Raw genomic sequence first — 23,585 nt, forward strand, 5'->3', positions numbered from 1 at the left:
AAAGGTGTATTTTTTTGGTATAATTTATGTATGACAATTACTCAAATTAACCAACCAAATTATACAGCATATCAGCCATATATGCTACTGGATTTTGAATTTTCTTTTCAAAACGATGTCCTTAAGGATGATTTGAGTATCACGATCCTGGAAGTCTTGAGGAGGATTGATCTGAGTAAGTTCATAGATTTCCATCATCTTGATTCTCGTTCTTATGATCCTGTCATGATGCTGACCGTCATTCTTATGGCCTTCGCTGAAGACGGCTACGCTTCTTTACGCAAGCTGGAAAAACTTTGCCGCTATGATGTCCGTTATCGCAGTATCACAAACGGCTTCATTCCCAGCTACAAGAGCTTTGAACGCTTCATCAATAACACACTGAAAGAATCGATAGAAACCATTGCGAAAGAAATCTATCTGTATGTACAAGATGAAAAGGCATTGGAAGAACAGATTCTTTATATTGACGGGACGAAATTTGAGGCCAATGCCAATAAGATGACTTTCTGCTGGAGAGGCTGGAGCAAGCGTTATCTTCCAAGACACTGGCAGAAATGCATGGAACTGTTGAGACAGGTAAACCGATACTTTAAGAAACATGAAATCGATATACATTATTCGATTCTGAAATATCCAAATATCGAATATATGATAAAAATAGATGAAGCACTTGAAAACTGGCTGAAGGAAAAAGAACATATCCGAAAAGGCAGAGGAAAACACGAGATCGCAAAATTGTGCGATGAACTGAAGAAAAGTGCAGTCAAGATGTGGCAGTATGCCATACAGGAAGATATACTTGGAGAAAGAAACAGTTTCTCCAAGACGGATCCGGATGCCACATTCATGCATATGAAATATGATTATTATAATCATACGAATGTGTTCAAGCCTGGATATAATGTACAGATAGGAGTAAACAATGGGTACATCGCTTATCAGTATATCAGCAGTGATGCCAACGACATGAGAACCCTGCAGCCATTTACAGAAGGATACAAAGAACTGTATGGGCAGTATCCAAAGATGGAAGTAACGGATGCAGGATATGGGAGCTATGAAAACTACAGCTACTGTAAAAGCAAGGGGATCAAAGGCATATTGAAATATAGCGGATATGAAAAGAAGAAAGAAAAAGTAACTGACAAGAACCGTTATCAGCTGCGGCATATGGAACGCATGGAGGATGGAACACCAGTTTGTCCTGCAGGACATGTGTTTGAAAAAGAGCGAATCGGAGTAAATCTCCAGGGACAGTATCCAAAAATGACAGTGTATTATAGAAATAAAAACTGTTGTGGGTGTGCACAAAGAAATAAATGCACGACTTCAAAAAATGGAAGAAGTGCAAGGATCGTACCGGCATTAGAGAAGATGCATACAGAAATAGATGAATATCTAAAGAGCGAAGAAGGAAAGATGTTGATGAGGAAACGCAGCGCACAGGCAGAGGGGGCATTTGCGGATATCAAGCAGGACTTTGAATATGTGCGACTTCATCGACGAGGGGAAAGCGGAGTAAAAGTAGAATTGATTCTGGTATGTATAGGATATAACCTAAGAAAGTACCATAATCGAAAAAAGGTGAAAAATATGAATTAGTTTTCCACAATGAGCAGGGGGAAGATTGAAAAGCAAAGGTAGAAAATAGCTATTTTAAGGATAGTTGTTTTTAAAATACCCAAAAGCAGGAAGAATTATTAAAAAAAGCTGTGATTTTCGGAGAAACTATAATTTCTCTTACTCGTCACAGCCCCTTTTGTCAATGTAGGAAGAAGGTGATAGAAAATGAAAATATGTATAAGCTATTCATCAATTTCCTGTATCTTACAATTATTAAGAAAGAAAAAAGATGGAAATTTAAAAATGAGAGATATTGAAAATGTATTGAGACATCCTGACTATCGTTTTGAATTTAGACGATATGGTCAAAGAGTTTCAGAATCGGCATTTATAATTTATTTTATGAATTTTGAAACTTTACAAGAAGAGGAAATAGAAAATTTTGATTTGCGTAATCACCATTCTTTTTGGTTAGACATATTTATGCATATAGACAATTATGAAAAACAAATTCAATCTTTCTTTGATAAACTTTCAAAAGAGGATATAGATAAAGCAATCTTGTTAGTTAAACAAAGCTTTCCAAGTTCATTTTCTCTTGTTGATAGTAAGCTTCTTTTCACCTGCGGAATTGGACAGTCTTTTGGTTATCCATATAGAAACTGTATTCATTTTGATATTTTACAGCTTATAAAAAATAAAGAATATCCTCATTTTTCATATTTACTGGCACATGAGCTCCATCATCTTGTATTTAAGAAAAATATAAGAAAAGAAGACAAACATCTAGAGGGTTATTTTGTACAATCGTTTGCCAGTGAAGGACTTGCGATAAAATTTACGAATAATGTGCAGGGTTTCCTTTCTAAAAAACGATTCTTAGATAGGAAAGAGAATGTTGGTTTAGATGAATTTTCTATTCAATATCTTAATAAAGAATTTGATAATACATGGAGAGAATTTAAAAGCGATATATATAAAATAAGACATGGAAAAATAAATACTTTACAAGAAGTAAATAAGCGAATTAGTTCTTATTGGCTGAATTGCTTTATTGAAGGGCAAGAGTATTTGGAGATACCTAAATTAAAACAATCACGTTATTATACATTTGGTAATGAAATATGGGGAACTATTTATGATGTGTATGGTATGGAAACACTTTACTATGTGGTGAATCATCCAGAAGAATGTATTGCTTATTTTAACAATGCTTTAAATTTTATACATAAGGAAGAATATGCTATTAGGTGAAAATTAAAATGCTATGTTTTTTTGACACAGCATTTTTTCTATTATCTTCTAAGTTTAAATGTTTTATAAGCCATTCGATAAACAAGAGTCATGGAAACAATTGTATATAAAATACAGAAGATTATCATGATTGTTCCAAAAATAAATGTATCCATTTTTAAATATATAAAGCCGAAACAGATTAGATATGTTAATGACATAACGATACTGTATAAACTGCTTTTGGTTTCTGTAGCTTCATTATATGGCTGAAGCAGGTAGTAACAAGTTAAAAAATGAATAGAGAAAAATGTACTGGTTGCGATGATACAAATGAAAATAATGAGGTATGTCAATGGATTGGAAGTTCCTCCACTTATATAAAGTAAGATTGGTAATCCAATCGCAATGATAGAAGCAGGCAGCAGATTAATACGAATGACATCAAATAAACGTAAGCGAAACAGGGATAAAATAACATCGGGTCTTCGATAAAAAGAATATGTCAACATACTGTGATCACAGTTTCGAAACATTGCCTGTACAACAGATTTGCCTGAATGACAGGAATAAATAATGAAAACAAAATAGGGAAGAAATACCAGAAGTAAATGATTGATTGGTTCTTTTGCTTGCGGTATTGTGATCAATGCAGCACATGCGATAACAAAAATCACAAACGTAATGACAGCTGTTTTCTTTGCGCTGTACCATAATAGTTTTTGATGACGTTTGATAAATAAATCATGGAAGTAGGCATATCCTTTTTTATCACTGGTAATACCCGTATCATTGCTGATGTTTTTTCGATACGTATCATTTGTAATATTTTGCATAGAAACATTGATTGCAGAAGTGCTTTGTGAAAGAAGCTGCTGATACATAGCGCGATACAAAGGAAATTTTCGCATATATGCATAGGCAAAAATACCAAGAATCATCATAAAAGTTCCTAATAGATAACTAAGGAATAAAGGAAGATATTGTTTTATAAAGATACCTGCATAGGCGAGTAAATAAGTAGCTGCAATTGTAAACCATACATATTTTACAGGATTGCTTTCATTGCGCAGGATATGTTTGGTTTCATATTGTCGCAAGGACCATGCACCAAAGACAGTTTTCCATGCGATAATCATAACAGGAATCCAGATGATGAAAATATAAGGCAAATGAAAAATAATACAAAGAGGAATTAGACAAAGAGCCATACCAGCAAATATCTTTGCCATTTCGTATACATAATTGACAAGGGTAAAATTTCTAGCATTCATACGCATTTGAATAATGGCATAGTATTTGTCTTTACTTGGAGAAAATATCGTGTTGTTAGAGAGGCTTCCTGCGATTGTTAAAAATAATAGAATATGCAGAAAAGCCTGTGGAATAAGATTTGCTGGTGTGTTTGTTAACAAAATGGGTAATAAAATCATAACAAACAGATACAGTCCTTTAAATAAAGGGATGGATATGATTTCCATGAGTATCGCAAGAAGCAAAGCAAATCGCTTTAATGTTTTACTGGCATATAAAGATGCAGGAAGCAGTTTTTTGATAAATGGAAGCTGCTTTAAAGAGTAAAGTATGGTATTTACACGATAAGAAATCTTTAAACGAAAAGAAATATAAAATATCTTAAACATGTTCTTCTTCCCTTAATGCTTCTAAAATCTTTTCTTTAAACGCATCTTCTTCCAAGGCATCCTGTTTTATTTCCTGTAAGACTCCATGGTTTAAAATAACGATTTCATCACATAAATCTAATGCCAGCTCCATAATATGTGTAGATAAGATCAGAATGTGGTCTTTTTTTAGTTCCTTTAAAATGTTTTTCATTTCTTCTGCGACAACAACATCTAAACTGGTTAAAGGTTCATCTAATAATAAAACTTTTGGTTTTGCGATGATGTTGATTAGCATCTGCATTTTGTTTTTCATTCCATGTGAAAAATCTTTTAATAAACGATCGCGGTCTTCCGCTTCTATATTCATATAATCAAAGTATTCATCAATCGTTTTTAAATTTTCTATTTGATGTTCATTGATTTCAATAAAAAATTTAAGAAATTCTCTGGCGGTTAAAAATTCAGGTACGGCAGGTGTTGATAACACATATCCAATATCTTCCATCTGCAGTGGATGCTCTTCCTCTTCCATCAGAGTAAAGGTTCCTTTGTCAATTGTAATATCTTGATTTAAACAGTTAAATAAAGTAGTTTTACCTGCTCCATTTCTTCCCAAAAGTCCATAGATTTTTCCTTTGGAAAAGGTATAGCTTATATCTTTTAAGACTTCTTTGTTTTCAAAACTTTTCTGTAGATGATTGATGATAAGTTCCATTATAAATTTCCTCCTTTGCAAGTATTTTAATGTTGTTTTTATCATAGCATATTTTGTTTTTGATATATATGAAAACTTTATAAAGGTTGTGATATGTTTATACGTTTGTTTCCAAGTTTTTAAAAAATTGGCACTTAGCTGTTGACAGTGCTAAAAGATTGTACTATACTGTTAGCAGACTTAGATATAGAGTGCTAACAGGAGGTAGGATGATGGCTAGTAAAAAACAATTTAAAGCAGAATCAAAAAGATTATTAGATTTGATGATTAATTCTATTTATACACATAAAGAAATCTTTTTAAGAGAATTAATTTCCAATGCAAGTGATGCAATCGATAAGTTGTATTACAAAGCTCTTAGTGAAAATTTAAGTGATGTAAATCGCGAGGATTTCAAAGTATATTTAGAAGTGAATAAAGATGCAAGAACACTAACAATTCGTGATAATGGTCTTGGTATGAATAAAGAAGAACTGGAAGAAAATCTTGGTACGATTGCGAAAAGTGGTTCTTTAGCATTTAAAAAAGAATTAGAAGAAAAGGAAAAGAAAGAAGAAGCAGATGATATCATTGGACAGTTTGGTGTTGGATTCTATTCTGCTTTCATGGTAGCGAAAAAAGTTGAAGTTGTTTCTAAGAAGTATGGAGAAGAAACAGCATATATTTGGACAAGTGATGCCATTGATGGTTATACAATTGAAGAAACAAGCAAGGATTCATGTGGTACAGAAATTACCTTATATCTAAAGGATAACGGGGATGAAGAAAACTATGATGAATATTTGCAGCAGTATGAAATTGAACGTTTAGTTCACAAATATTCTGATTATATTCGCTATCCAATTCAGATGATGGTGGAAGAACAGCGTCGTATTGAAAATGAAGATGCAAAAGAAGATGAAGAACCAAAATATGAAACGGTGAAAGAATTAAAGACCTTGAATTCTATGGTTCCATTATGGAAACGCAGCAAATCTGAAATTACAAAAGAAGAATATAATGAATTTTATAAGAATAAATTCAATGATTATACAGATCCACAAAAGGTCATTCACACAAGTGTAGAAGGAGCTGTTTCTTTTACAACACTTCTCTATATTCCATCAAAAACGCCATTTAATTATTATTCTCAGGATTATAAGAAAGGTTTACAGCTGTATAGTCGTGGAGTCTTCATTATGGATAATGCGGAAGAACTTCTTCCTGAACATTTCCGTTTTGTAAAAGGACTTGTAGATTCACAAGATTTATCCTTAAATATTTCTCGTGAAATGCTGCAGCATGATCGTCAGCTAAAAGTTATCGCAAACCGTATTGAAAAGAAAATTAAATCCGAATTGTTGTTGATGTTGAAAAACGATCGTGAAGAATATGAAAAATTCTGGAACAATTTTGGAGTACAAATCAAATTTGGTGTATATAATGAATTTGGTGCCCATAAAGAACTTCTTCAAGATTTATTGTTGTTCTACTCCAGCAAAGAAAGAAAACTGGTTACTCTTGATGAATATGTAAATCGAATGGAAGAAGGTCAAAAAGATATTTACTTTGTCAGTGGAGATAAAGTAGAGATGATGGATGAACTTCCAATCGTTAAAAAAGTAAAAGACAAAGGTTATGAAATTTTATATTTAACAGATAATGTGGATGAATTTGTATTACAGACACTAATGAACTATAAAGAGAAAAACTTTAAAAATATTTCTCAAGGGGATTTAGATTTAGATAGTGAAGAAGAAAAGAAAGAAAAAGAAAAGAAAGCAGAAGAAAATAAAGATCTGTTAAAAGATTTGAAAGAGGCTTTAGGAGAACAGGTAAAAGAAGTAAAAATCAGTTCTCGTCTGGTAGATGATCCTGTATGTTTATCAAGTGATGAAGGAATGTCTTTTGAAATGGAGAAAGTATTAAGCGCAATGCCAGAAGGAAATCCTTATGGTATGAAAGCGACTCGTATTTTGGAAATCAATCCAAATCATCCAATTTTTGAAGCTTTACAAAATGTCTATGAAAATGATAAAGATGGAATTAAAGAATATGCGGAATTACTATATAATCAGGCATTGCTGATTGAAGGTTTCCCAATTGAAAATCCGGTAGAATTTTCAAGAAAGATCTGTGATTTCATGGTAAAAGCAGCAAAATAAAAAATATGACCTTGTTTGTAGAGAAATCTATGAACAAGGTTTTTTCATTTGTTATAATAAGTTTGAAAGAAGGGATTGTTTATGAAAATCATTTTCTTAGATGTTGATGGTGTGCTGTATCCTTATCATGATAGAAAATTGCTTACAAAGAAACCTGAAAAAATTAAAAAGAAGCTTATCAGAAAAGATCGTATCTTTAAACAGGCAAATGCATTAGAATTACAGCTTGTATATGAAGGGTGGAATAAGCAGGCAGTTTCTTATGTAAAACGTTTAGTTGAAGAAACAGACGCAAAAATTGTAATCTCTTCATCATGGAAGTATTTACGTAGTTTAGAGGATATGAAACTCTTGTTTAAGATTTATGATTTAGATTCTTATGTAATTGGTTTAACGAAGGATACAGCTGATTTTTTAAAAGAAACACAAATAGAAGATTACTTGCAGCACCATAAAGAAATAGAGAAATATGTGGTTATAGATGATCTAGATTTAAGGGAAACCTTTCCTGAACATTGTGTTGTATGTCCAGATGTATTTACATTGGACTGTTATGAAGAAGCAGTAAAGATTCTAGGTAAAAAATAGGAAGTAATGTTTATTTTTATAGTATAATGGGAAGCGGTGATGTAGAGAATGATACGTAATGTAATTTTTGATATAGGAAATGTACTGGTTAGCTTTCATCCTGTAGAGTATTTTTATCCTGTATTTAAAGAAAAGACAGAAACACTTTGTACATATGTATTTGGTAGTAAAGAGTGGGCGTTATATGATCAGGGAATTCTTACAAAAGAAGAAGTAGAGAAGAATTTATTAGATACTTATCCTAAAGATAAGGATGCGATTTTATATATTCTTACGCATTGGAAAGAGTTTATGAAACCTATTATGCCAATGAAAAAATTGATAGAAGAACTGAAGGAAAAAGGGTATAAAATATTTCTTTTATCAAATATAAGTGAAGATAGTTATCTGTATTTAAAAAAGGAATACCCTTACTTTTTTGATGTGAATGGTGGAATGTATTCTTATCGAATAAAGAGGAATAAACCGGATAAAAAAATTTATGAAGAATTGTTAAGTGCATATGGTATTAATGCAAGTGAAAGTTTATTTTTAGATGATCGAAAAGAGAATGTTGATGCGGCGAAAGCTTTAGGCTTTCATGGTATGATAATAGAAGATGTAGATGTTACATGCGACAGGATAAGAAAACGATTGAAAGAGGAGTAAGAATGGTAAAAATCAAACAGATTATAGAAGGAAAGATTGCATCCTTAGATGAAGTTGGAAATGGGATTTTATACAGTGGAAAAGATCGTATATTTGTACGTCATGTAATTTTAAATGAAGTAGTACGTGTACGTGTCGTGAAAAAACTGCAGAAAGGATATGCAGGAGAATTGTTAGAAATCATAAAACCATCAGAAAATAGAGGAAAAGTAAACTGTGGTATTTATGATCGATGTGGAAGTTGTCAGCTTTTACATATGAAAGAGCAGGCACAGCATACATATAAGCTGGAATATCTTCAAAATTTATGTAAACAGGCAAAAGAACTATCTTTAAAATGTGAGGGTTTATTGTCTATGGAAGATCCATATCATTATCGAAATAAGATGATCATTGGATTTCAAAGAGATAAAAGAAAAAAGATTCGTGCTGGATTTTATGAAGAATTTTCGCATACGATCATTCCTTATCAAAATTGTTTGCTGCACCCAAAAGAATGTGATGAAATTGTACAAACGATTGTGAAATTGATGGAACAGATGCGAATTGAACCTTATGATGAAGATAGCAGAAGAGGTTTATTGCGTCATGTTATTTTGCGTTATGGTGAAGTAAGTAAGCAAATTATGGTAGTTCTTGTTGTTAATAGCGTACAATTTCCTGCAAGACGTAACTTTGTAAATGCTTTAGTAAAAGCACATCCACAAATCACAACTATTGTTCAAAATATCAATACTAGAAAAACAAGTATTGTACTGGGAAATGAGGAACGTGTATTATATGGAAAAGGTTATATCGAAGATACATTATGTGGATTGACCTTCCGTATTTCGGCGAAGTCTTTTTATCAAATTAATCATGCACAGACAGAAGTGTTGTATAAAAAGGCAATTGAAAAATTACAGTTAAAAGGGAATGAAAAAATTCTAGATGCGTATTGTGGGATTGGTACGATTGGTATGTATGCGGCTGGTTTTGTAAAAGAAGTAATGGGGGTAGAAATCAATAAAGATTCGATTAAGGATGCAAAAGATAATGCGTATCGAAATCATGTTAAGAATATCCGTTTTATTTGTGATGATGCAGGTAGCTTTATGCAGAAAATGGCACAGCAGAAGGAAAAGCTGGATGTTGTTATTATGGACCCACCTAGAAGTGGAAGTGATGAGTGTTTTATTCGAAGCGCTGTAGGCGTAAAACCTAAAAAAATCTTGTATATATCCTGTAATCCACAGACGCAGATTCGAGATTTAAAGCTGTTTAAAAAACTGGGATATGAAGGGAAAGAGGTTTTAGGTGTGGATTTATTTCCCCATACTTTTCATGTTGAGAGCGTAGTATTGTTGACCAAAATACGTAATTGAAATTGTGGAAGTGACAGCGGAAACTATCTAGAAGTCTTTAGGTGGTTACGAAAAAAATATAAATGTCGTTTTTTAAGCTTAAATTACATTTTTTAATCAAAAAAGTGGATTGATGAAGTCCACTTTTATAATATTTATTAAGGATTTTTGCTAGTGAAATATCTAGAATTATTTTTCATTAATGAAAATAATCATAAATGAGAAAATTCGAGATAGTAAGTGCTATTCTAAAATTCTACCATCCATTGATATTGTAACAACTTGCCAAGGTATGAATTTTCCGCTTGCCTGTAACGCTTTTTTTACTGCCATTTCTAATCCACCGCAACAAGGAACTTCCATTCGTACTATGGTTACTTTCTTAATATCATTGTTTTGAATGATTTGTGTCAGTTTTTCACTGTAGTCAATATTATCCAGCTTTGGACAGCCAATGATTGTAATATTTCCTCGCATAAATTTCTCGTGCATTCTGGCATATGCATATGCACTGCAATCTGCCGCAACCAATAAATTTGCACCATCAAAATATGGGGCGCTAACTGGTACCAATTTAATCTGACAAGGCCATTGTCCAAGCTGTGATACCGCTTCTTCGCATATTGGAGAAATAGTATTCTGTAAATGTTCTATACGATATGCTTGGCTTCCAGGACAGCCTGTTTGTGTGTTTAATGAGTTGTTTTTTCTGTTTTCCAAAACAGCTTTTTCATCATATGCAGCAGCTTCTCGTTCCACAAAGGAAATTGCCTCCGTAGGACATGTTGGCAAGCAGTCTCCCAAGCCATCACAATAATCATCTCTTAAAAGTTTCGCTTTTCCATTTACCATACCGATTGCCCCTTCATGACACGCTTCAGCGCATGCACCGCAGCCATTACATTTTTCTTCATCTATTTGTATAATTTTTCGAATCATTCTAAATCCATCCTTTCTCTTGTGTTTGTAGATTAAGCATACTATAATCAAAAATGAAATTCTGTTGTTTTAACAACAAAAGGAGAAAAAATATGAATTTGTCTAATACACAGTTGTTTCAAGGTTTACAAGAACAGGAAATAACACTGCTTTTGGATTGTCTTAATGCGGTAAAACGAAGTTATAAAAAAGGAGAAACAATTCTTTCTGAAGGCAATATTACAGAGAACATAGGTATTGTACTATCTGGCATGGTAATCATATCTTGTAATGATATTTGGGGAAATAACAGCGTCTTAGGAAATGTTTCTACTGGTTCTGTATTCGCTGAAGCATATGCTTGTATTCCAGGACAAGCGATGCTAGTTACAGTGTCTGCAATAGAAGATACGGAGATACTTTTTTTAAATGTAGGAAGAGTCTTTACTATCTGTTCCAACACCTGTTTTTTCCATACAAAACTTATCAAAAATTTATTAGGCATATTTGCACACAAAAACATTCAGCTTTCGCAAAGGATTCAACATACCAGTTCAAAATCTATCCGAGATAGATTAATGTCTTATTTTTCACAGTGTGCTAAATATTATGGAAACAATTCTTTTCTTATTCCATATAATCGACAGCAGTTAGCGGATTATTTGAATGTTGATCGTAGTTCTATGTGTAATGAACTTTCTAAAATGCAGAAAGATGGTTTAATTGATTATAAGAAAAATCATTTTATACTTAAAACTTAGTAATTGTTTAAAAATTAAAGAACAATTTTAATGAAATTAAATAAAAAGAAAGCAGTACCTATTTTTGATACTGCTTTGTGATTAGTTGAGATTCTATGATCGTGTAATCTCTATGTTATCATAAAGTTTTGTAAAATTGTTCTTTTTGTTTTTATATGATTCTGAATTATCGTTTATCCTTCATAGCTATCATATCACCGAAAACAGGTGTTGGCATTCCAAATCCACCAGAGACATCCATGATTTGTCCTGTAGTAAATGCAGATTCATCACTGGCAAAATATAAGACAGCTTTGGCAATTTCTTCTGGAGTTCCCATTCTTTTAATTGGTGTATGTTTTAGGAAAAATTCCTGAAAATCATCGCTAAGGTTTTGCATAACTGCATCGGTTGCGGTCATTCCTGGAAGAACAGCATTACAGCGAATGTTATCTCTGGCAGTCTGAACTGCAATTAGCTTTGTAAGGTAGTTAATGGATGCTTTGCTTGTACCATAGGAGATTTGAGATATATCAGGTCGAATACCTCCAATAGAAGAAATATTGATGATGCTTCCACCACCATTTTTTGCCATGTGTGGAATTACAGCTTGTGAGGCAATAAATACACTTCCAATATTTTGGTCTAATGTTTGAATGAAGTCTTCATACGTAGTAAGTTTGATATCCAGATCTTTTCTTGGATCTGAACCTCCATAGTTATTGACAAGAATATCAATTCTTCCTTCTTTCTGTGCTACTTCTTCAATCATAGTTTTATAAGTTTCCTGCTTCGTAGCATCATTATATACACAATATACCTGTCCACCTTCAGCATTTAGGCGTTCTGCCATTTCCTGTGCTTTTTCCAGATTGCGTACAGCCATATACACCTTTGCACCTTCTTTTGTGAATGTCTCAACGATTGCAGCACCGATACCACGTGTGGATGCGGTAACAACAGCAACTTTATTTTGTAGTCTCATAGAAAAACCTCCTTAATATACTATGTGATATGCTTATAGAATACGTATATTTTTTATTATGTGCAATCTATAATAAAAAATAAATTGGATTAAGTGATATCATCCAATGTATCCATTATAAAGGTTGTTGGAAAGTATGACAAGTATTGTACTACAATATAGCTAAATGGGTAAAAAGAAGCTAGTATTTCACAATTATATCATTGATTTAAGGGGATTTAAAAAGTAATCTATAAAGATTTATATAATTTGGTGGATATCTAATGTTATATGTGTTATGGTATATGTGAAAAGAGGGATGCTATATGGAAAATACCATGACAGACAAGTATCGCCGAGCTATCATTCAAAGAATTAAAGATTTAAGAAAAGAAAGAGGTATTACACAAATTCAGATGGCCGATAAAATCGGAGTTAAGCAATCCCATATTTCCAGAATGGAGAGTGGAAATCATCGTATCTCCATTGACTTTCTAATCGTTGTTATTACAGAAGGTTTAGAAATGAGTTTACATGAGTTCTTTAAAGAGGAACTGCATGTTAATTAACAATCTGAATACAAAAGTCTGAAAAGCAGCATACGAGGTTATGCTGCTTTTCGCATGTATTAGGAAAAGCGTTCATATACTTGTGATGAGGTGTATGTATGATTCGCTGGAAAGTAAAGAAAAGAATACAAGTTATTTTTTTATGCTGCGTGATGTTATTTGCCTGTATTTTAGGAAAACTAGGATATGAACAGCTTTTTCATCATGGAGAAATCATGGAAAAAGCGAAAGAGTCGTGGGAAAGAGATTTTACTGTGGCAGGACTTCGTGGAAGTATTTTAGATTCAAAAGGGGAGAAGCTGGCTTATGATGTACCAAGTACTTCTGTTATGGTGGTGCCTGCACAAATTAAAGATGCAGATACTACTGCAAAACAGCTGGCAGATATACTGGAAGCAGATGAAAAGAAAATAAAGTCAACCTTAACTAAGAAAGCAAGTACACAAAAAATTCAGCCAGAAGGGCGGCTTATTGATGACAAAAAAGCAAAGAAAATAGAAGAACTGGGCTTAGATGGGGTCTATTTAGTACAGGATTCTTTACGTTATTATCCAAATAATAATTATTTGGCACAGGTTTTAGGATTTACGGGTATTGATAATCAAGGGTTAGCAGGATTGGAACTGCAGTATGATAATATTTTGCGTGCACAAAATGGAGCATTAAAGATTCCTTTAGATGCGAAAGGACATAATGTAAAGATGTATAAGGAACGATACGAAGCTCCAGGTAGAGGGATGGATGTACAATTGACCATTGATTCTACGATACAGGGAATTGTGGAAAGAGAAGTAGATAATTTAGTAAAAAAATATCATCCCAAATCGGCTTTAGCACTGGCAATGAATCCAAAAACTGGAGAGATTCTCGCAATGGTTTCAAAACCTGATTTTGATCCTAATCATTATGAAGATTATGATTGTGATGTATATAATCGAAATCTTCCTATTTGGATGAGTTATGAACCAGGATCTACATTTAAATCGGTTATTTTCGCAAGTGCTTTAGATTTAAACCTATTTGATATGTTTAAGGATACGTATGATGACAAGGGGTATGAAATGGTAAATGGAGCACGCATTAAATCGTGGAAAGCCGGAGGACATGGACATCAGACATTTTTACAGGTATTGGAAAATTCCAGCAATCCAGGCTTTGTAGAAATATCAAGAAGATTGGGATTGGACAAAGAAGTAGAGTATGTTAAAAAATTTGGATTTGGAGAGAAAACAGGCATAGATTTGCCAGGAGAATCCAGTGGAATTATGTTTGATAAAAAAAAGATGAGTGAATTAGAACAGGCAACCGTTGCTTTTGGACAAGGAATCAGTGTAACTCCTATTCAGTTAGTAACAGCATTTAGTGCGATTATCAATGGAGGAACTTTGTATCAGCCCTATATTACGAAAAGTGTTTTAGATCCTATTACGCACGATCCACTTGTAGAATTTAAGCCTACTCCAAAAAGACAGGTAATTAAAGAAGAAACAAGTAAACAAATGCGTTATGCTTTGGAAAGTGTCGTTGCAAATGGAGGTGGAAAACCGGCTTATATGGAAGGTTATAAAATAGGGGGAAAAACAGGAACTGCACAAAAAGCAGAAAATGGAGTATATTCCACTTCTGATTATATATTGTCATTTTTATCTGCAGCACCAATGGATGATCCACAGATTGTTTTATATATCGCAGCAGATAGTCCTCAAAATGATGTTTTGTATGGAGGAACGGTCATTGCCCCTATTGCGAAATCTTGTTATGAAGATATTTTACCTTATCTTGGCGTTGAAAAGACAAAGAATCAAATTCCTAAAAAACTTGTTTGGCCGGAAACAGAAAATATAAAAGTGGAAAACTTTGTAGGGAAAAAGAAAAAAGAAGTGCAGCAGGAAGGAGTTACGTTTACCTTTATTGGCGAGGGAGATTATGTAATAGAACAAATGCCAGAGGAAGGAACGATGTTTTCTTCTGAAGGAGGGGAGGTATGGATTTATCTTGGAGACGATAAAGTTAAGTGATGTTTTAGCCTTGCTTCATAAAGAATGTGGCAAAGATTGTATACTTCAAGGAATTAGCGACGATAGTCGAAGAGTAGAGAAAAACTGGTTGTTTATAAGTCACAAAGATACGTATCTTCATCAAATGATGCATATCCAAGAAGCCTTATCAAAAGGTGCTGTTGTTTTTTGCGAGTATGCATTGGAATTTGAAAATGTTTATGTCATTTCTAATATTGAACAGGTACAAAAAGAAATATTAAAGTTTTATTATGGAGATCTTTGTGAAAATATAAAAGTAATTGGTATTAGTGGAACTAATGGGAAAACAACAACGGCCTGTTTTCTTACACAAATATTAAAAAAAGAAGGATATAAGGTATTGCGTATTGGAACGCATCTTGTAGATATGAATGGGGATAAACAAGAAATAAGAAATACGACTCCTGATATGTATATACTAGCAGAATTGTTTCATGAAGCATTACAAAAACAAATTACACATGTAGTTATGGAAGTGAGCTCTCATGCCATTGATCAAAAACGTATAGGTCTTTTGCGGTTTGATTTGATACTTTATACGAATATTTCCAGTGACCATTTAGATTATCATTTTACACAGGTGCATTATCGTTATACGAAATTTAAACTGCATCAGTATTTAAAAAAAGGTGGAAAAATTATCATCAACGATGATGGAGTTTATACAGATGAGTTACTGCATGTGAATCATAAAAACTGTATTATAGTTGGAAATCAATCTTGTCATGTGGTAATTGATCATCAAAAACATTCTAAAGAAGGTGTTTCTATGCAGGTGCAGGGAATTCCTTTTACAACTTCTCTTTTGGGGAAATGGAATGTATATAATGTAGCTTTATGTATTACATCATGTCGAATTTTAGGTATTTCCTATGAAAAACTGCAGGAAGATGTAAAGGAATTAAATAGTGAAAAGGGAAGAATGGAGGTAATTTGTCAAGAACCATGTACAGCGATTATTGATTATGCGCATACAGCTAGTTCTTTAAAAGAAGTTTTATCCTATTGTAAAGGAATATGTTCAGGGAAATTATATTGCATTATAGGATGTGGAGGAAATCGTGATAAGAAGAAAAGAAGCCATATGGCACAAATAGCTATGATATATAGCAATATAGCTTTTTTTACTGCAGATAATCCAAGAAATGAAAAAGTTAGTTCTATTTTGCTGGATATGCTGGAGGCTGGAGGAGAGAATTACATGGTTTTTGAAAATCGCAAGTATGCGATCAAACATTGTTTCAATATTGCTCAAAAAAATGATATAATAGTAATCGCTGGAAAAGGAGCAGAGTCTACACAGGAAATAGATGGTGTATTTTATCCCTATAATGATGAAGACTTTGTGAAAGAACTTTTTCATAAGGAGGAATGAAATTGGAAATAAAATATTTGCTTGCATTCGGAGCTGCACTGGTTTTGACATTGGTCGTAATGCCAGTTCTGATTCCGTTTCTACATAAAATTAAATTTGGACAAAGCATTCGAAAAGAAGGACCGAAAAGTCATATGGCAAAAACAGGAACACCAACTATGGGCGGGATTGTATTTGTACTTGTCCCAATACTGGTTATGCTGATATTAGATTATAAAGCTTTTGCTACACCGGAAATGCTGATTGTAGTGTTTGCTTATTTGGGATATGCTTTCATTGGCTTTTTAGATGATTTCTTAATTGTAGTGAAAAAGAATAATGATGGATTAAAACCATCTGTAAAATTCCTTTTACAATCTGTTTTAGCAGTTGTTTTCTATATTTGCTACACATATGTAGCAGATACAAGTATTGAAATACCTGTATTGCATCTTAGTTTAAATATAGGGATTTTATATTTCTTTTTGGTATTTATTATGTTTACAGCAGAAAGCAATGCGGTGAATTTGACAGATGGATTAGATGGATTGTGTGCAGGAACATCTTTAATAGCAATTGCGCCATTCATTATTTTTTCTTTGTTGAAAGGACAACATGATCTGGCAATGTTTTTATTGGCTGTAAGCGGGGCATTGCTTGGCTATCTTCGTTTTAATTTGCACCCTGCAAAAATCTTTATGGGAGATACAGGATCTTTGGCAATTGGAGGTTTGCTTGCGGCAACTGCCATGGTTTTAAAACAGGAACTTTTGTTAATTATAATTGGCGGTGTATTTTTAATGGAAGTCTTGTCTGTTATCATTCAAGTTACAAGTTTTAAATTAACAGGAAAAAGAGTTTTTAGAATGTCTCCTTTGCATCATCATTTTGAATTAGGCGGAATGAAAGAAACGCAGGTTGTGTTAATGTTTTGGTGTATCGCTCTTGTGTTTGCAGCTCTTGGTTTATGGTTGGGAGTGATATAAAATGAAAGAAAAAGTATTGGTAATTGGTGCAGCTAGAAGTGGAGTTGCAGTTTCTAAACTGCTGTCTTTGCATGATTATGAAGTGACAATTACAGATATGGCAGAAATTAAAGATAAGGAAGAATTAATTGCTTCTGGAATGCATGTGTTTGAATGTGGACATCCAGATCATTTACGTAATAAAGAATGGGCATTTGTGGTAAAAAATCCAGGAATAAAGTATACGGTTCCTTTTGTGAAATACTTTGTAGATGAAAATATTCCAATTTTTACAGAAGTGGAAATTGGTTATCGTTTTGCGAAAAAATTTCATTATGGAGCAGTGACTGGTACCAATGGAAAGACGACAATAACTACATTGCTTTATGAGATGTTAAAATCAAATGGAAAAGCTATCGTTGCCGGAAATATTGGTTTTCCATTAAGCGAGTTAGCATTGCAGCATGAACAGGAAGAAAAAGATGTGGCATTAGAACTGAGCAATTTTCAGCTTTTAGGTATTGATACATTTGCACCTGAAGTAAGTGTTGTATGTAATCTTGCTCCAGATCATTTGGATTATATGCCATCACTTGATTCCTATTATGTATCGAAAATGCGTATTTATGAGAACTGTAAAGAAAATGACTGGTTTTTACGTAATGTTGATGATGAAACTGTTATGCAATATGCAAAAAATATTCCATGTCGCTGTATAGATTACTCATTCACTCGACAAGATGTAGATTTATATCGTAAAGATAAAGCTGTCTGGTTATGGGATATTCCTCTTTTTAATGAAAGTGATGTAAAAATTGTGGGGGATTATAATTTGATGAATGCAATGGTTGCGGGATGTATGGCTTATAAATTAGGTGTATCACCGGAAAATATTGCACATACCCTTCAAAACTTCCATGGGGTAGAACATCGTTTAGAATATGTTGGAGAAAAAGATGGAGTACGTTTTTATAATGATTCCAAGGCAACCAATACACATGCTGTACAGGCGGCGTTAAATTCATTTGAAAAAAATATTATTTTGCTTGCAGGAGGACATGATAAAGGAATTCCATTTGATGAATTATCTGTTTTTGACAAGAAGATAAAATGTTGTATTTCTTTTGGAGAAACAAAAGAGAAATTTAAAGATATTTTTACAAACACGATTACAACAGAAACTATGAAAGAGGCTTTAAAAGAAGCAATTCAAATTGCACAGTCTGGTGATGTTGTGTTGTTATCTCCGGCTTGTAGTAGTTTTGACCAGTATAAAAACTATGAAGTTAGGGGAGAGACTTTTAAAGAATTTGTAAAGGAATATTTTAGAGAAGGAGAGTTGTAATGTATATTTTTGAAGTATTAAAAACAATTATTTATGGTATTGTTGAAGGAATTACGGAATGGCTTCCTATCAGTAGTACCGGGCATATGATTTTAATTGAAGAAATACCGTTTTTGAAATTACAGGTATCTGAAGAGTTTTGGAATGTTTTCTTGGTTGTTATTCAGTTAGGGGCAATCTTAGCAGTTGTTTTGTTATATTGGAATAAGATTTTTCCATTTAATTTGAAAAATAAAAATCGTCCATTTATTCGTTATGATATTATGAATCTTTGGTTTAAAATATTAGTAGCCTGTATTCCGGCAGCTATTGTTGGTATCTTGTTAGATGATTGGTTAGAAGCACATTTATATAATGGCTTTGTTGTAGCAGTCATGCTTGTACTTGTCGGTATTGCTTTTATTATTATTGAGAATGGTAACAAAAATAGACGTGCAAGAGTTACAAGTTTAGAGGATCTGTCTTATAAAGATGCGATGATTGTTGGTATTTTTCAGTTAATTGCGGCAATTTTCCCGGGAACTAGTAGAAGTGGAGCTACGATTGTTGGAGGATTGATGATTGGAATTAGTCGTACTGTTGCGGCAGAATTTACTTTCTTCCTTGCTATTCCTGTAATGTTTGGAGCTAGTTTATTAAAATTAGTAAAAGCTGGTTTAGTATTTTCTTTAGGTGAATGGGGACTTCTACTAATTGGAATGATTACTGCCTTCATTGTGTCTATTATAGTTATTCGATTCTTGATGACATATATTAAGAAACATGACTTTAAGGTGTTTGGATGGTATCGAATTGTACTTGGTATTTTGGTCTTAGGATATTTCATGTTTTTGAAATAAAAATATGAGTCTGATAATCTATACTGTTAGATAAAAAGGTGATATACAAAAATGGGTAGTTTATGATATCTACTCATTTTATCTTTTAGATAAAATAAAAAGCCAATGACATCATTTGATTTAATAACGAAAGTGTCAATGGCTTTTTTATATGTTTAATATGATTTAGAAGACTTCAAAACCAATTTTTCTTTTTACTTTAGAAAGTTTTTTTCTAGCAATGAAAGATGCTTTTTCATTTCCTTCCTTAATTACCTGCTCTGCCATACCACTGGCAATGATTTCATTATAGCGCTTCTGTAAATCAGCTAAAAAGTCAAATACCTGCTGTCCAACTTCTTTTTTGAATTCTCCATATCCTTTTCCTTCATATCTATTTACAATACTTTCAATGGATTCTCCATTTAAGGAAGAAAGAATTGTTAATAGATTGCTGATACCTGGCTGATTTTCCGGATCATATTGGATGATACCTAAGGAATCAGTTACGGCAGACATAACTTTCTTGCGAGCTAGACTTGGTTCATCTAGTAAATCAATTGTACCTTTTGGATTTTCTTCTGATTTAGACATTTTCTTAGTTGGATTTTGCAAAGAATAAATCTTAGCCCCAACTTTGGCAACTACTGGTTCTGGAATGACAAAGGTTTCGCCATAACGGTTATTAAATCTTTCAGCTAAATTTCTTGTTAATTCTACATGCTGTTTTTGATCTATTCCAACAGGTACATAATCTGCATCATATAAAAGGATGTCTGCGGCCATTAAAGATGGATAAGTAAACAGTCCAGCTGTTATCCCAGTTTCACCTTTTGCAGTTTTATCTTTATATTGTGTCATTCTTTGCAGTTCACCCATATAAGAATTACAAGTTAAAATCCAGCCAAGTTCAGCATGTTCATGTACATCGCTTTGTAAAAAGATAGTAACTTTTTTAGGATCAAGACCGCAAGCTAAATACAAAGCAATTAAATCCTTTGTATTTTTTTTCAACTCTGCTTTATCTTGTGCTACAGTAATAGCGTGTAGGTTCGCAATAAATACATATAATTCATACTCATCTTGATACTCTACGAATTTACGGATTGCACCTATATAGTTTCCAAGTGTCAAACGTCCGCTTGGCTTAATTCCACTCAACATTTTTTTCATTTATGACCCTCCCTAAAAATAAAAAAAGCACCATTATAAGGACGCTTTTATGCGTGGTACCACCTTAATTGCTTATTCAAGCCACTCATCGATAACGGCGACGACCGGTTCTATAGATAGAACATGCTCTAAAGGCCCAATTCAAATAACAGTTCCTATTGATTCTCACCAGCCATCAACTCTCTTTAAAGAAAATCTGTTTTTCTACTAATCCTTTTTCATCGCATAACAAATTGTACTTTAATCATACTATTAGTAATTATAAAACACAAGGGGAAAATAAATTAATTAAAGGTGGTTTACAAAATAAATGTATTCGCTATAATATATTTATCATAAAAAAGATGAATGAAAAGGAGGCGAAGAATGTATGATTATTCTTTATACTTCTCCAGGTTGTGCAAGTTGTAGAAAAGCTAAACAATGGTTAAAAGATAATGATATGAAATTCGTAGAAAAAAATATATTTACTACTCTTCTTAAAGAGGAAGAAATTAAATATTTACTTCAAAGAAGCGAAAATGGAACGGAAGATATTATTTCAACTAGGAGTAAAGCTTTTCAAAATCTTAATAGAGATTTAGAAGACATTTCTGTGAAAGAATTAATTGAAATCATTCGAGAAAATCCATCTATATTGAAAAGGCCAATAATGATTAATGAAAGCAGTTTTGTTGTAGGATATGATGATGATGAAATTACAGCATTAGTTCCTGCGAAATTACGTCTTGCTGCACAACGTGCCTGTAATCCGACTTGTCCGAATTTTTCGATTTGCGGATATCTTCGAGAAGAAGCTTGTAGTGCTGAGTAAAAAGAAAATCCTGTAAATGAAATTAATACAGGATTTTTTTATTTAATAGGACAAAAGTAATAATGGAAGATTAACGTAATAAAGAATAGTAATGGTAAAAGAAATGTGATTTTACGATTAGAGAAGAATTTTTTACTGGATATATAGTAAATATCAAATATTATATTATTACAAGAATTATACACTGATAAAAGTAACAAATATAAAGCATATTAAAAAACTCGAAAAAAAAGTAAAAAAAAGAGTAAAAAAATGTTGACAGAGGGAAGAGCGGGTGGTAATATATACGAGCACCAAGCGAGAGAGCTTGGCTCGGTCTTTGAAAACTAAACAGGAAACGTCAATTTCAAACAATGAAAAAGATAACAAAACAAAAGAAAAAACGTTAGCAGAAAACGTTTTGAGCTAAAATCAAATGGAGAGTTTGATCCTGGCTCAGGATGAACGCTGGCGGCATGCCTAATACATGCAAGTCGAACGGAGCGAATATGGAAGCTTGCTTCTGTAAGAGCTCAGTGGCGAACGGGTGAGTAACACGTAGGTAACCTGCCCATGTGCCCGGGATAACTGCTGGAAACGGTAGCTAAAACCGGATAGGTGAATAGGAGGCATCTCGTATTCATTAAAGGACCTGCAAAGGTGCGAACATGGATGGACCTGCGGCGCATTAGCTGGTTGGAGTGGTAACGGCACACCAAGGCGACGATGCGTAGCCGACCTGAGAGGGCGAACGGCCACATTGGGACTGAGACACGGCCCAAACTCCTACGGGAGGCAGCAGTAGGGAATTTTCGTCAATGGGGGGAACCCTGAACGAGCAATGCCGCGTGAGTGAAGAAGGTCTTCGGATCGTAAAGCTCTGTTGTAAGTGAAGAACGGTCAGTAGAGGAAATGATACTGAAGTGACGGTAGCTTACCAGAAAGCCACGGCTAACTACGTGCCAGCAGCCGCGGTAATACGTAGGTGGCGAGCGTTATCCGGAATCATTGGGCGTAAAGGGTGCGCAGGTGGTACATTAAGTCCGAAGTAAAAGGCAGCAGCTCAACTGCTGTTGGCTTTGGAAACTGGTGAACTGGAGTGCAGGAGAGGGCGATGGAATTCCATGTGTAGCGGTAAAATGCGTAGATATATGGAGGAACACCAGTGGCGAAGGCGGTCGCCTGGCCTGCAACTGACACTGAGGCACGAAAGCGTGGGGAGCAAATAGGATTAGATACCCTAGTAGTCCACGCCGTAAACGATGAGAACTAAGTGTTGGGGAGACTCAGTGCTGCAGTTAACGCAATAAGTTCTCCGCCTGGGGAGTATGCACGCAAGTGTGAAACTCAAAGGAATTGACGGGGGCCCGCACAAGCGGTGGAGTATGTGGTTTAATTCGAAGCAACGCGAAGAACCTTACCAGGCCTTGACATGGATGTAAATGCCCTAGAGATAGGGAGATAGCTATACATCACACAGGTGGTGCATGGTTGTCGTCAGCTCGTGTCGTGAGATGTTGGGTTAAGTCCCGCAACGAGCGCAACCCTTGTCGCATGTTACCAGTATTGAGTTAGGGACTCATGCGAGACTGCCGGTGACAAACCGGAGGAAGGTGGGGATGACGTCAAATCATCATGCCCCTTATGGCCTGGGCTACACACGTACTACAATGGCGGCTACAAAGAGAAGCGAACCTGCGAGGGGGAGCGGAACTCATAAAGGCCGTCTCAGTTCGGATTGGAGTCTGCAACTCGACTCCATGAAGTCGGAATCGCTAGTAATCGCAGATCAGCATGCTGCGGTGAATACGTTCTCGGGCCTTGTACACACCGCCCGTCAAACCATGGGAGTTGGTAATACCCGAAGCCGGTGGCATAACCGTGAGGAGTGAGCCGTCGAAGGTAGGACCGATGACTGGGGTTAAGTCGTAACAAGGTATCCCTACGGGAACGTGGGGATGGATCACCTCCTTTCTAAGGAGAAAGAGTGTAGAGAAAGATATTTCCTGTTTGGTTTTGGAAGGCTGAGAAGCATTCCGAATCGA

19 protein-coding genes, 1 rRNA gene and 1 other annotated feature are annotated in these 23,585 nt (G+C 34.2%); of the genes, 15 read left to right on the forward strand and 5 right to left on the reverse strand.

Annotated elements, in window-relative coordinates; all coding sequences use genetic code 11:
* Positions 1 to 30: 30 nt before the first annotated feature.
* Both A9CBEGH2_RS01355 and A9CBEGH2_RS01360 read left to right on the forward strand, forming a co-directional pair.
* Complete coding sequence (locus A9CBEGH2_RS01355; RefSeq protein WP_115715574.1) at positions 31 to 1,605, forward strand: IS1182 family transposase; 1,575 nt, start codon at positions 31 to 33, stop codon at positions 1,603 to 1,605.
* A 186-nt stretch (positions 1,606 to 1,791) separates the two neighbouring features.
* On the forward strand, positions 1,792 to 2,820 hold the full coding sequence (locus A9CBEGH2_RS01360; protein ID WP_115714468.1) for a DUF5700 domain-containing putative Zn-dependent protease: 1,029 nt from the start codon (positions 1,792 to 1,794) through the stop codon (positions 2,818 to 2,820).
* A gap of 41 nt (positions 2,821 to 2,861) precedes the next feature.
* On the opposite strand, the gene A9CBEGH2_RS01365 is transcribed toward A9CBEGH2_RS01360, so the two are convergent.
* Together A9CBEGH2_RS01365 and A9CBEGH2_RS01370 are read right to left on the reverse strand one after the other, a co-directional pair.
* A complete protein-coding gene (locus A9CBEGH2_RS01365) occupies positions 2,862 to 4,442 on the reverse strand; it encodes a hypothetical protein (RefSeq protein WP_118361253.1) in 1,581 nt (526 codons plus the stop codon).
* The gene (locus A9CBEGH2_RS01370; RefSeq protein WP_118361251.1) at positions 4,435 to 5,139 is read right to left on the reverse strand and encodes an ABC transporter ATP-binding protein; all 705 of its coding nucleotides are present in this window, start codon (positions 5,137 to 5,139) and stop codon (positions 4,435 to 4,437) included. The genes A9CBEGH2_RS01365 and A9CBEGH2_RS01370 overlap by 8 nt, the downstream gene beginning before the upstream one ends.
* Positions 5,140 to 5,351: 212 nt before the next feature.
* Here A9CBEGH2_RS01370 and htpG point away from each other — a divergent pair, with 212 nt between their 5' ends.
* From htpG to rlmD, 4 genes are all read left to right on the forward strand, one after another.
* A complete protein-coding gene (htpG, locus tag A9CBEGH2_RS01375) occupies positions 5,352 to 7,283 on the forward strand; it encodes a molecular chaperone HtpG (RefSeq protein WP_115714471.1) in 1,932 nt (643 codons plus the stop codon).
* A gap of 81 nt (positions 7,284 to 7,364) precedes the next feature.
* The gene (locus A9CBEGH2_RS01380; protein ID WP_118361249.1) at positions 7,365 to 7,871 is read left to right on the forward strand and encodes an HAD domain-containing protein; all 507 of its coding nucleotides are present in this window, start codon (positions 7,365 to 7,367) and stop codon (positions 7,869 to 7,871) included.
* 48 nt (positions 7,872 to 7,919) lie between these two features.
* Positions 7,920 to 8,519, forward strand: coding sequence for an HAD family hydrolase (locus A9CBEGH2_RS01385; protein WP_118361247.1), 600 nt, complete (start codon positions 7,920 to 7,922; stop codon positions 8,517 to 8,519).
* A 2-nt stretch (positions 8,520 to 8,521) separates the two neighbouring features.
* Positions 8,522 to 9,883, forward strand: coding sequence for a 23S rRNA (uracil(1939)-C(5))-methyltransferase RlmD (gene rlmD, locus A9CBEGH2_RS01390; protein ID WP_118361245.1), 1,362 nt, complete (start codon positions 8,522 to 8,524; stop codon positions 9,881 to 9,883).
* A gap of 222 nt (positions 9,884 to 10,105) precedes the next feature.
* Here rlmD and A9CBEGH2_RS01395 read toward each other — a convergent pair whose 3' ends face one another.
* Complete coding sequence (locus A9CBEGH2_RS01395) at positions 10,106 to 10,801, reverse strand: ATP-binding protein (protein ID WP_115714475.1); 696 nt, start codon at positions 10,799 to 10,801, stop codon at positions 10,106 to 10,108.
* A 92-nt stretch (positions 10,802 to 10,893) separates the two neighbouring features.
* Between A9CBEGH2_RS01395 and A9CBEGH2_RS01400 the strand changes: the two genes are divergently transcribed.
* Positions 10,894 to 11,541, forward strand: coding sequence for a Crp/Fnr family transcriptional regulator (locus A9CBEGH2_RS01400; protein ID WP_118276669.1), 648 nt, complete (start codon positions 10,894 to 10,896; stop codon positions 11,539 to 11,541).
* A 166-nt stretch (positions 11,542 to 11,707) separates the two neighbouring features.
* Here the strand turns inward: A9CBEGH2_RS01400 and hdhA are convergent, their stop codons facing one another.
* Positions 11,708 to 12,505 (reverse strand): 7alpha-hydroxysteroid dehydrogenase, encoded by a 798-nt coding sequence (gene hdhA / locus A9CBEGH2_RS01405; protein ID WP_115714477.1) that lies wholly within the window; start codon positions 12,503 to 12,505, stop codon positions 11,708 to 11,710.
* 305 nt (positions 12,506 to 12,810) lie between these two features.
* On the opposite strand from hdhA, the gene A9CBEGH2_RS01410 reads away from it, so the two are divergent.
* The 6 genes from A9CBEGH2_RS01410 (at position 12,811) to A9CBEGH2_RS01435 (ending at position 19,595) form a co-directional block, all read left to right on the forward strand.
* Positions 12,811 to 13,053, forward strand: a complete 243-nt coding sequence (locus tag A9CBEGH2_RS01410; RefSeq protein WP_232057297.1) for a type II toxin-antitoxin system RelB family anti-toxin — start codon at positions 12,811 to 12,813, stop codon at positions 13,051 to 13,053.
* A gap of 98 nt (positions 13,054 to 13,151) precedes the next feature.
* On the forward strand, positions 13,152 to 15,071 hold the full coding sequence (locus A9CBEGH2_RS01415) for a penicillin-binding transpeptidase domain-containing protein (protein ID WP_115714478.1): 1,920 nt from the start codon (positions 13,152 to 13,154) through the stop codon (positions 15,069 to 15,071).
* Positions 15,049 to 16,467, forward strand: coding sequence for a UDP-N-acetylmuramoyl-L-alanyl-D-glutamate--2,6-diaminopimelate ligase (locus A9CBEGH2_RS01420; protein WP_158572211.1), 1,419 nt, complete (start codon positions 15,049 to 15,051; stop codon positions 16,465 to 16,467). Before A9CBEGH2_RS01415 ends, A9CBEGH2_RS01420 begins: the two co-directional genes overlap by 23 nt.
* Positions 16,468 to 16,469: 2 nt before the next feature.
* Positions 16,470 to 17,432, forward strand: coding sequence for a phospho-N-acetylmuramoyl-pentapeptide-transferase (gene mraY, locus A9CBEGH2_RS01425; protein ID WP_115716028.1), 963 nt, complete (start codon positions 16,470 to 16,472; stop codon positions 17,430 to 17,432).
* 1 nt (position 17,433) lies between these two features.
* The gene (gene murD, locus A9CBEGH2_RS01430; RefSeq protein ID WP_118276666.1) at positions 17,434 to 18,756 is read left to right on the forward strand and encodes a UDP-N-acetylmuramoyl-L-alanine--D-glutamate ligase; all 1,323 of its coding nucleotides are present in this window, start codon (positions 17,434 to 17,436) and stop codon (positions 18,754 to 18,756) included.
* Complete coding sequence (locus A9CBEGH2_RS01435) at positions 18,756 to 19,595, forward strand: undecaprenyl-diphosphate phosphatase (RefSeq protein WP_115714481.1); 840 nt, start codon at positions 18,756 to 18,758, stop codon at positions 19,593 to 19,595. Before murD ends, A9CBEGH2_RS01435 begins: the two co-directional genes overlap by 1 nt.
* 165 nt (positions 19,596 to 19,760) lie before the next feature.
* Here A9CBEGH2_RS01435 and trpS read toward each other — a convergent pair whose 3' ends face one another.
* Positions 19,761 to 20,747 carry a tryptophan--tRNA ligase gene (gene trpS / locus A9CBEGH2_RS01440; protein WP_118278055.1) on the reverse strand — a complete coding sequence of 329 codons (987 nt, stop codon included), beginning with the start codon at positions 20,745 to 20,747 and terminating at the stop codon, positions 19,761 to 19,763.
* Between the two features lie 34 nt (positions 20,748 to 20,781).
* Positions 20,782 to 20,978 (reverse strand) — a binding site (T-box leader).
* Positions 20,979 to 21,117: 139 nt separating this feature from the next.
* On the opposite strand from trpS, the gene A9CBEGH2_RS01445 reads away from it, so the two are divergent.
* Together A9CBEGH2_RS01445 and A9CBEGH2_RS01450 are read left to right on the forward strand one after the other, a co-directional pair.
* Positions 21,118 to 21,561: a Spx/MgsR family RNA polymerase-binding regulatory protein gene (locus A9CBEGH2_RS01445; protein WP_115714483.1), complete on the forward strand. Its 444-nt coding sequence runs from the start codon at positions 21,118 to 21,120 to the stop codon at positions 21,559 to 21,561.
* A 412-nt stretch (positions 21,562 to 21,973) separates the two neighbouring features.
* Positions 21,974 to 23,514 (forward strand): 16S ribosomal RNA (locus A9CBEGH2_RS01450).
* Positions 23,515 to 23,585 lie beyond the last annotated feature (71 nt).

The sequence above is a fragment of the Amedibacterium intestinale genome (genome assembly GCF_010537335.1).
GTDB lineage: Bacteria > Bacillota_I > Bacilli_A > Erysipelotrichales > Erysipelotrichaceae > Amedibacterium > Amedibacterium intestinale.

Coding starts and splice junctions, on each gene's coding strand:
- A9CBEGH2_RS01355 (WP_115715574.1), top strand. CDS start 31: ATGACAATTACTCAAATTAACCAACCAAATTATACAGCATATCAGCCA.
- A9CBEGH2_RS01360 (WP_115714468.1), top strand. CDS start 1,792: ATGAAAATATGTATAAGCTATTCATCAATTTCCTGTATCTTACAATTA.
- A9CBEGH2_RS01365 (WP_118361253.1), bottom strand. CDS start 4,442: ATGTTTAAGATATTTTATATTTCTTTTCGTTTAAAGATTTCTTATCGT.
- A9CBEGH2_RS01370 (WP_118361251.1), bottom strand. CDS start 5,139: ATGGAACTTATCATCAATCATCTACAGAAAAGTTTTGAAAACAAAGAA.
- htpG (WP_115714471.1), top strand. CDS start 5,352: ATGGCTAGTAAAAAACAATTTAAAGCAGAATCAAAAAGATTATTAGAT.
- A9CBEGH2_RS01380 (WP_118361249.1), top strand. CDS start 7,365: ATGAAAATCATTTTCTTAGATGTTGATGGTGTGCTGTATCCTTATCAT.
- A9CBEGH2_RS01385 (WP_118361247.1), top strand. CDS start 7,920: ATGATACGTAATGTAATTTTTGATATAGGAAATGTACTGGTTAGCTTT.
- rlmD (WP_118361245.1), top strand. CDS start 8,522: ATGGTAAAAATCAAACAGATTATAGAAGGAAAGATTGCATCCTTAGAT.
- A9CBEGH2_RS01395 (WP_115714475.1), bottom strand. CDS start 10,801: ATGATTCGAAAAATTATACAAATAGATGAAGAAAAATGTAATGGCTGC.
- A9CBEGH2_RS01400 (WP_118276669.1), top strand. CDS start 10,894: ATGAATTTGTCTAATACACAGTTGTTTCAAGGTTTACAAGAACAGGAA.
- hdhA (WP_115714477.1), bottom strand. CDS start 12,505: ATGAGACTACAAAATAAAGTTGCTGTTGTTACCGCATCCACACGTGGT.
- A9CBEGH2_RS01410 (WP_232057297.1), top strand. CDS start 12,811: ATGGAAAATACCATGACAGACAAGTATCGCCGAGCTATCATTCAAAGA.
- A9CBEGH2_RS01415 (WP_115714478.1), top strand. CDS start 13,152: ATGATTCGCTGGAAAGTAAAGAAAAGAATACAAGTTATTTTTTTATGC.
- murD (WP_118276666.1), top strand. CDS start 17,434: ATGAAAGAAAAAGTATTGGTAATTGGTGCAGCTAGAAGTGGAGTTGCA.
- A9CBEGH2_RS01435 (WP_115714481.1), top strand. CDS start 18,756: ATGTATATTTTTGAAGTATTAAAAACAATTATTTATGGTATTGTTGAA.
- trpS (WP_118278055.1), bottom strand. CDS start 20,747: ATGAAAAAAATGTTGAGTGGAATTAAGCCAAGCGGACGTTTGACACTT.
- A9CBEGH2_RS01445 (WP_115714483.1), top strand. CDS start 21,118: ATGATTATTCTTTATACTTCTCCAGGTTGTGCAAGTTGTAGAAAAGCT.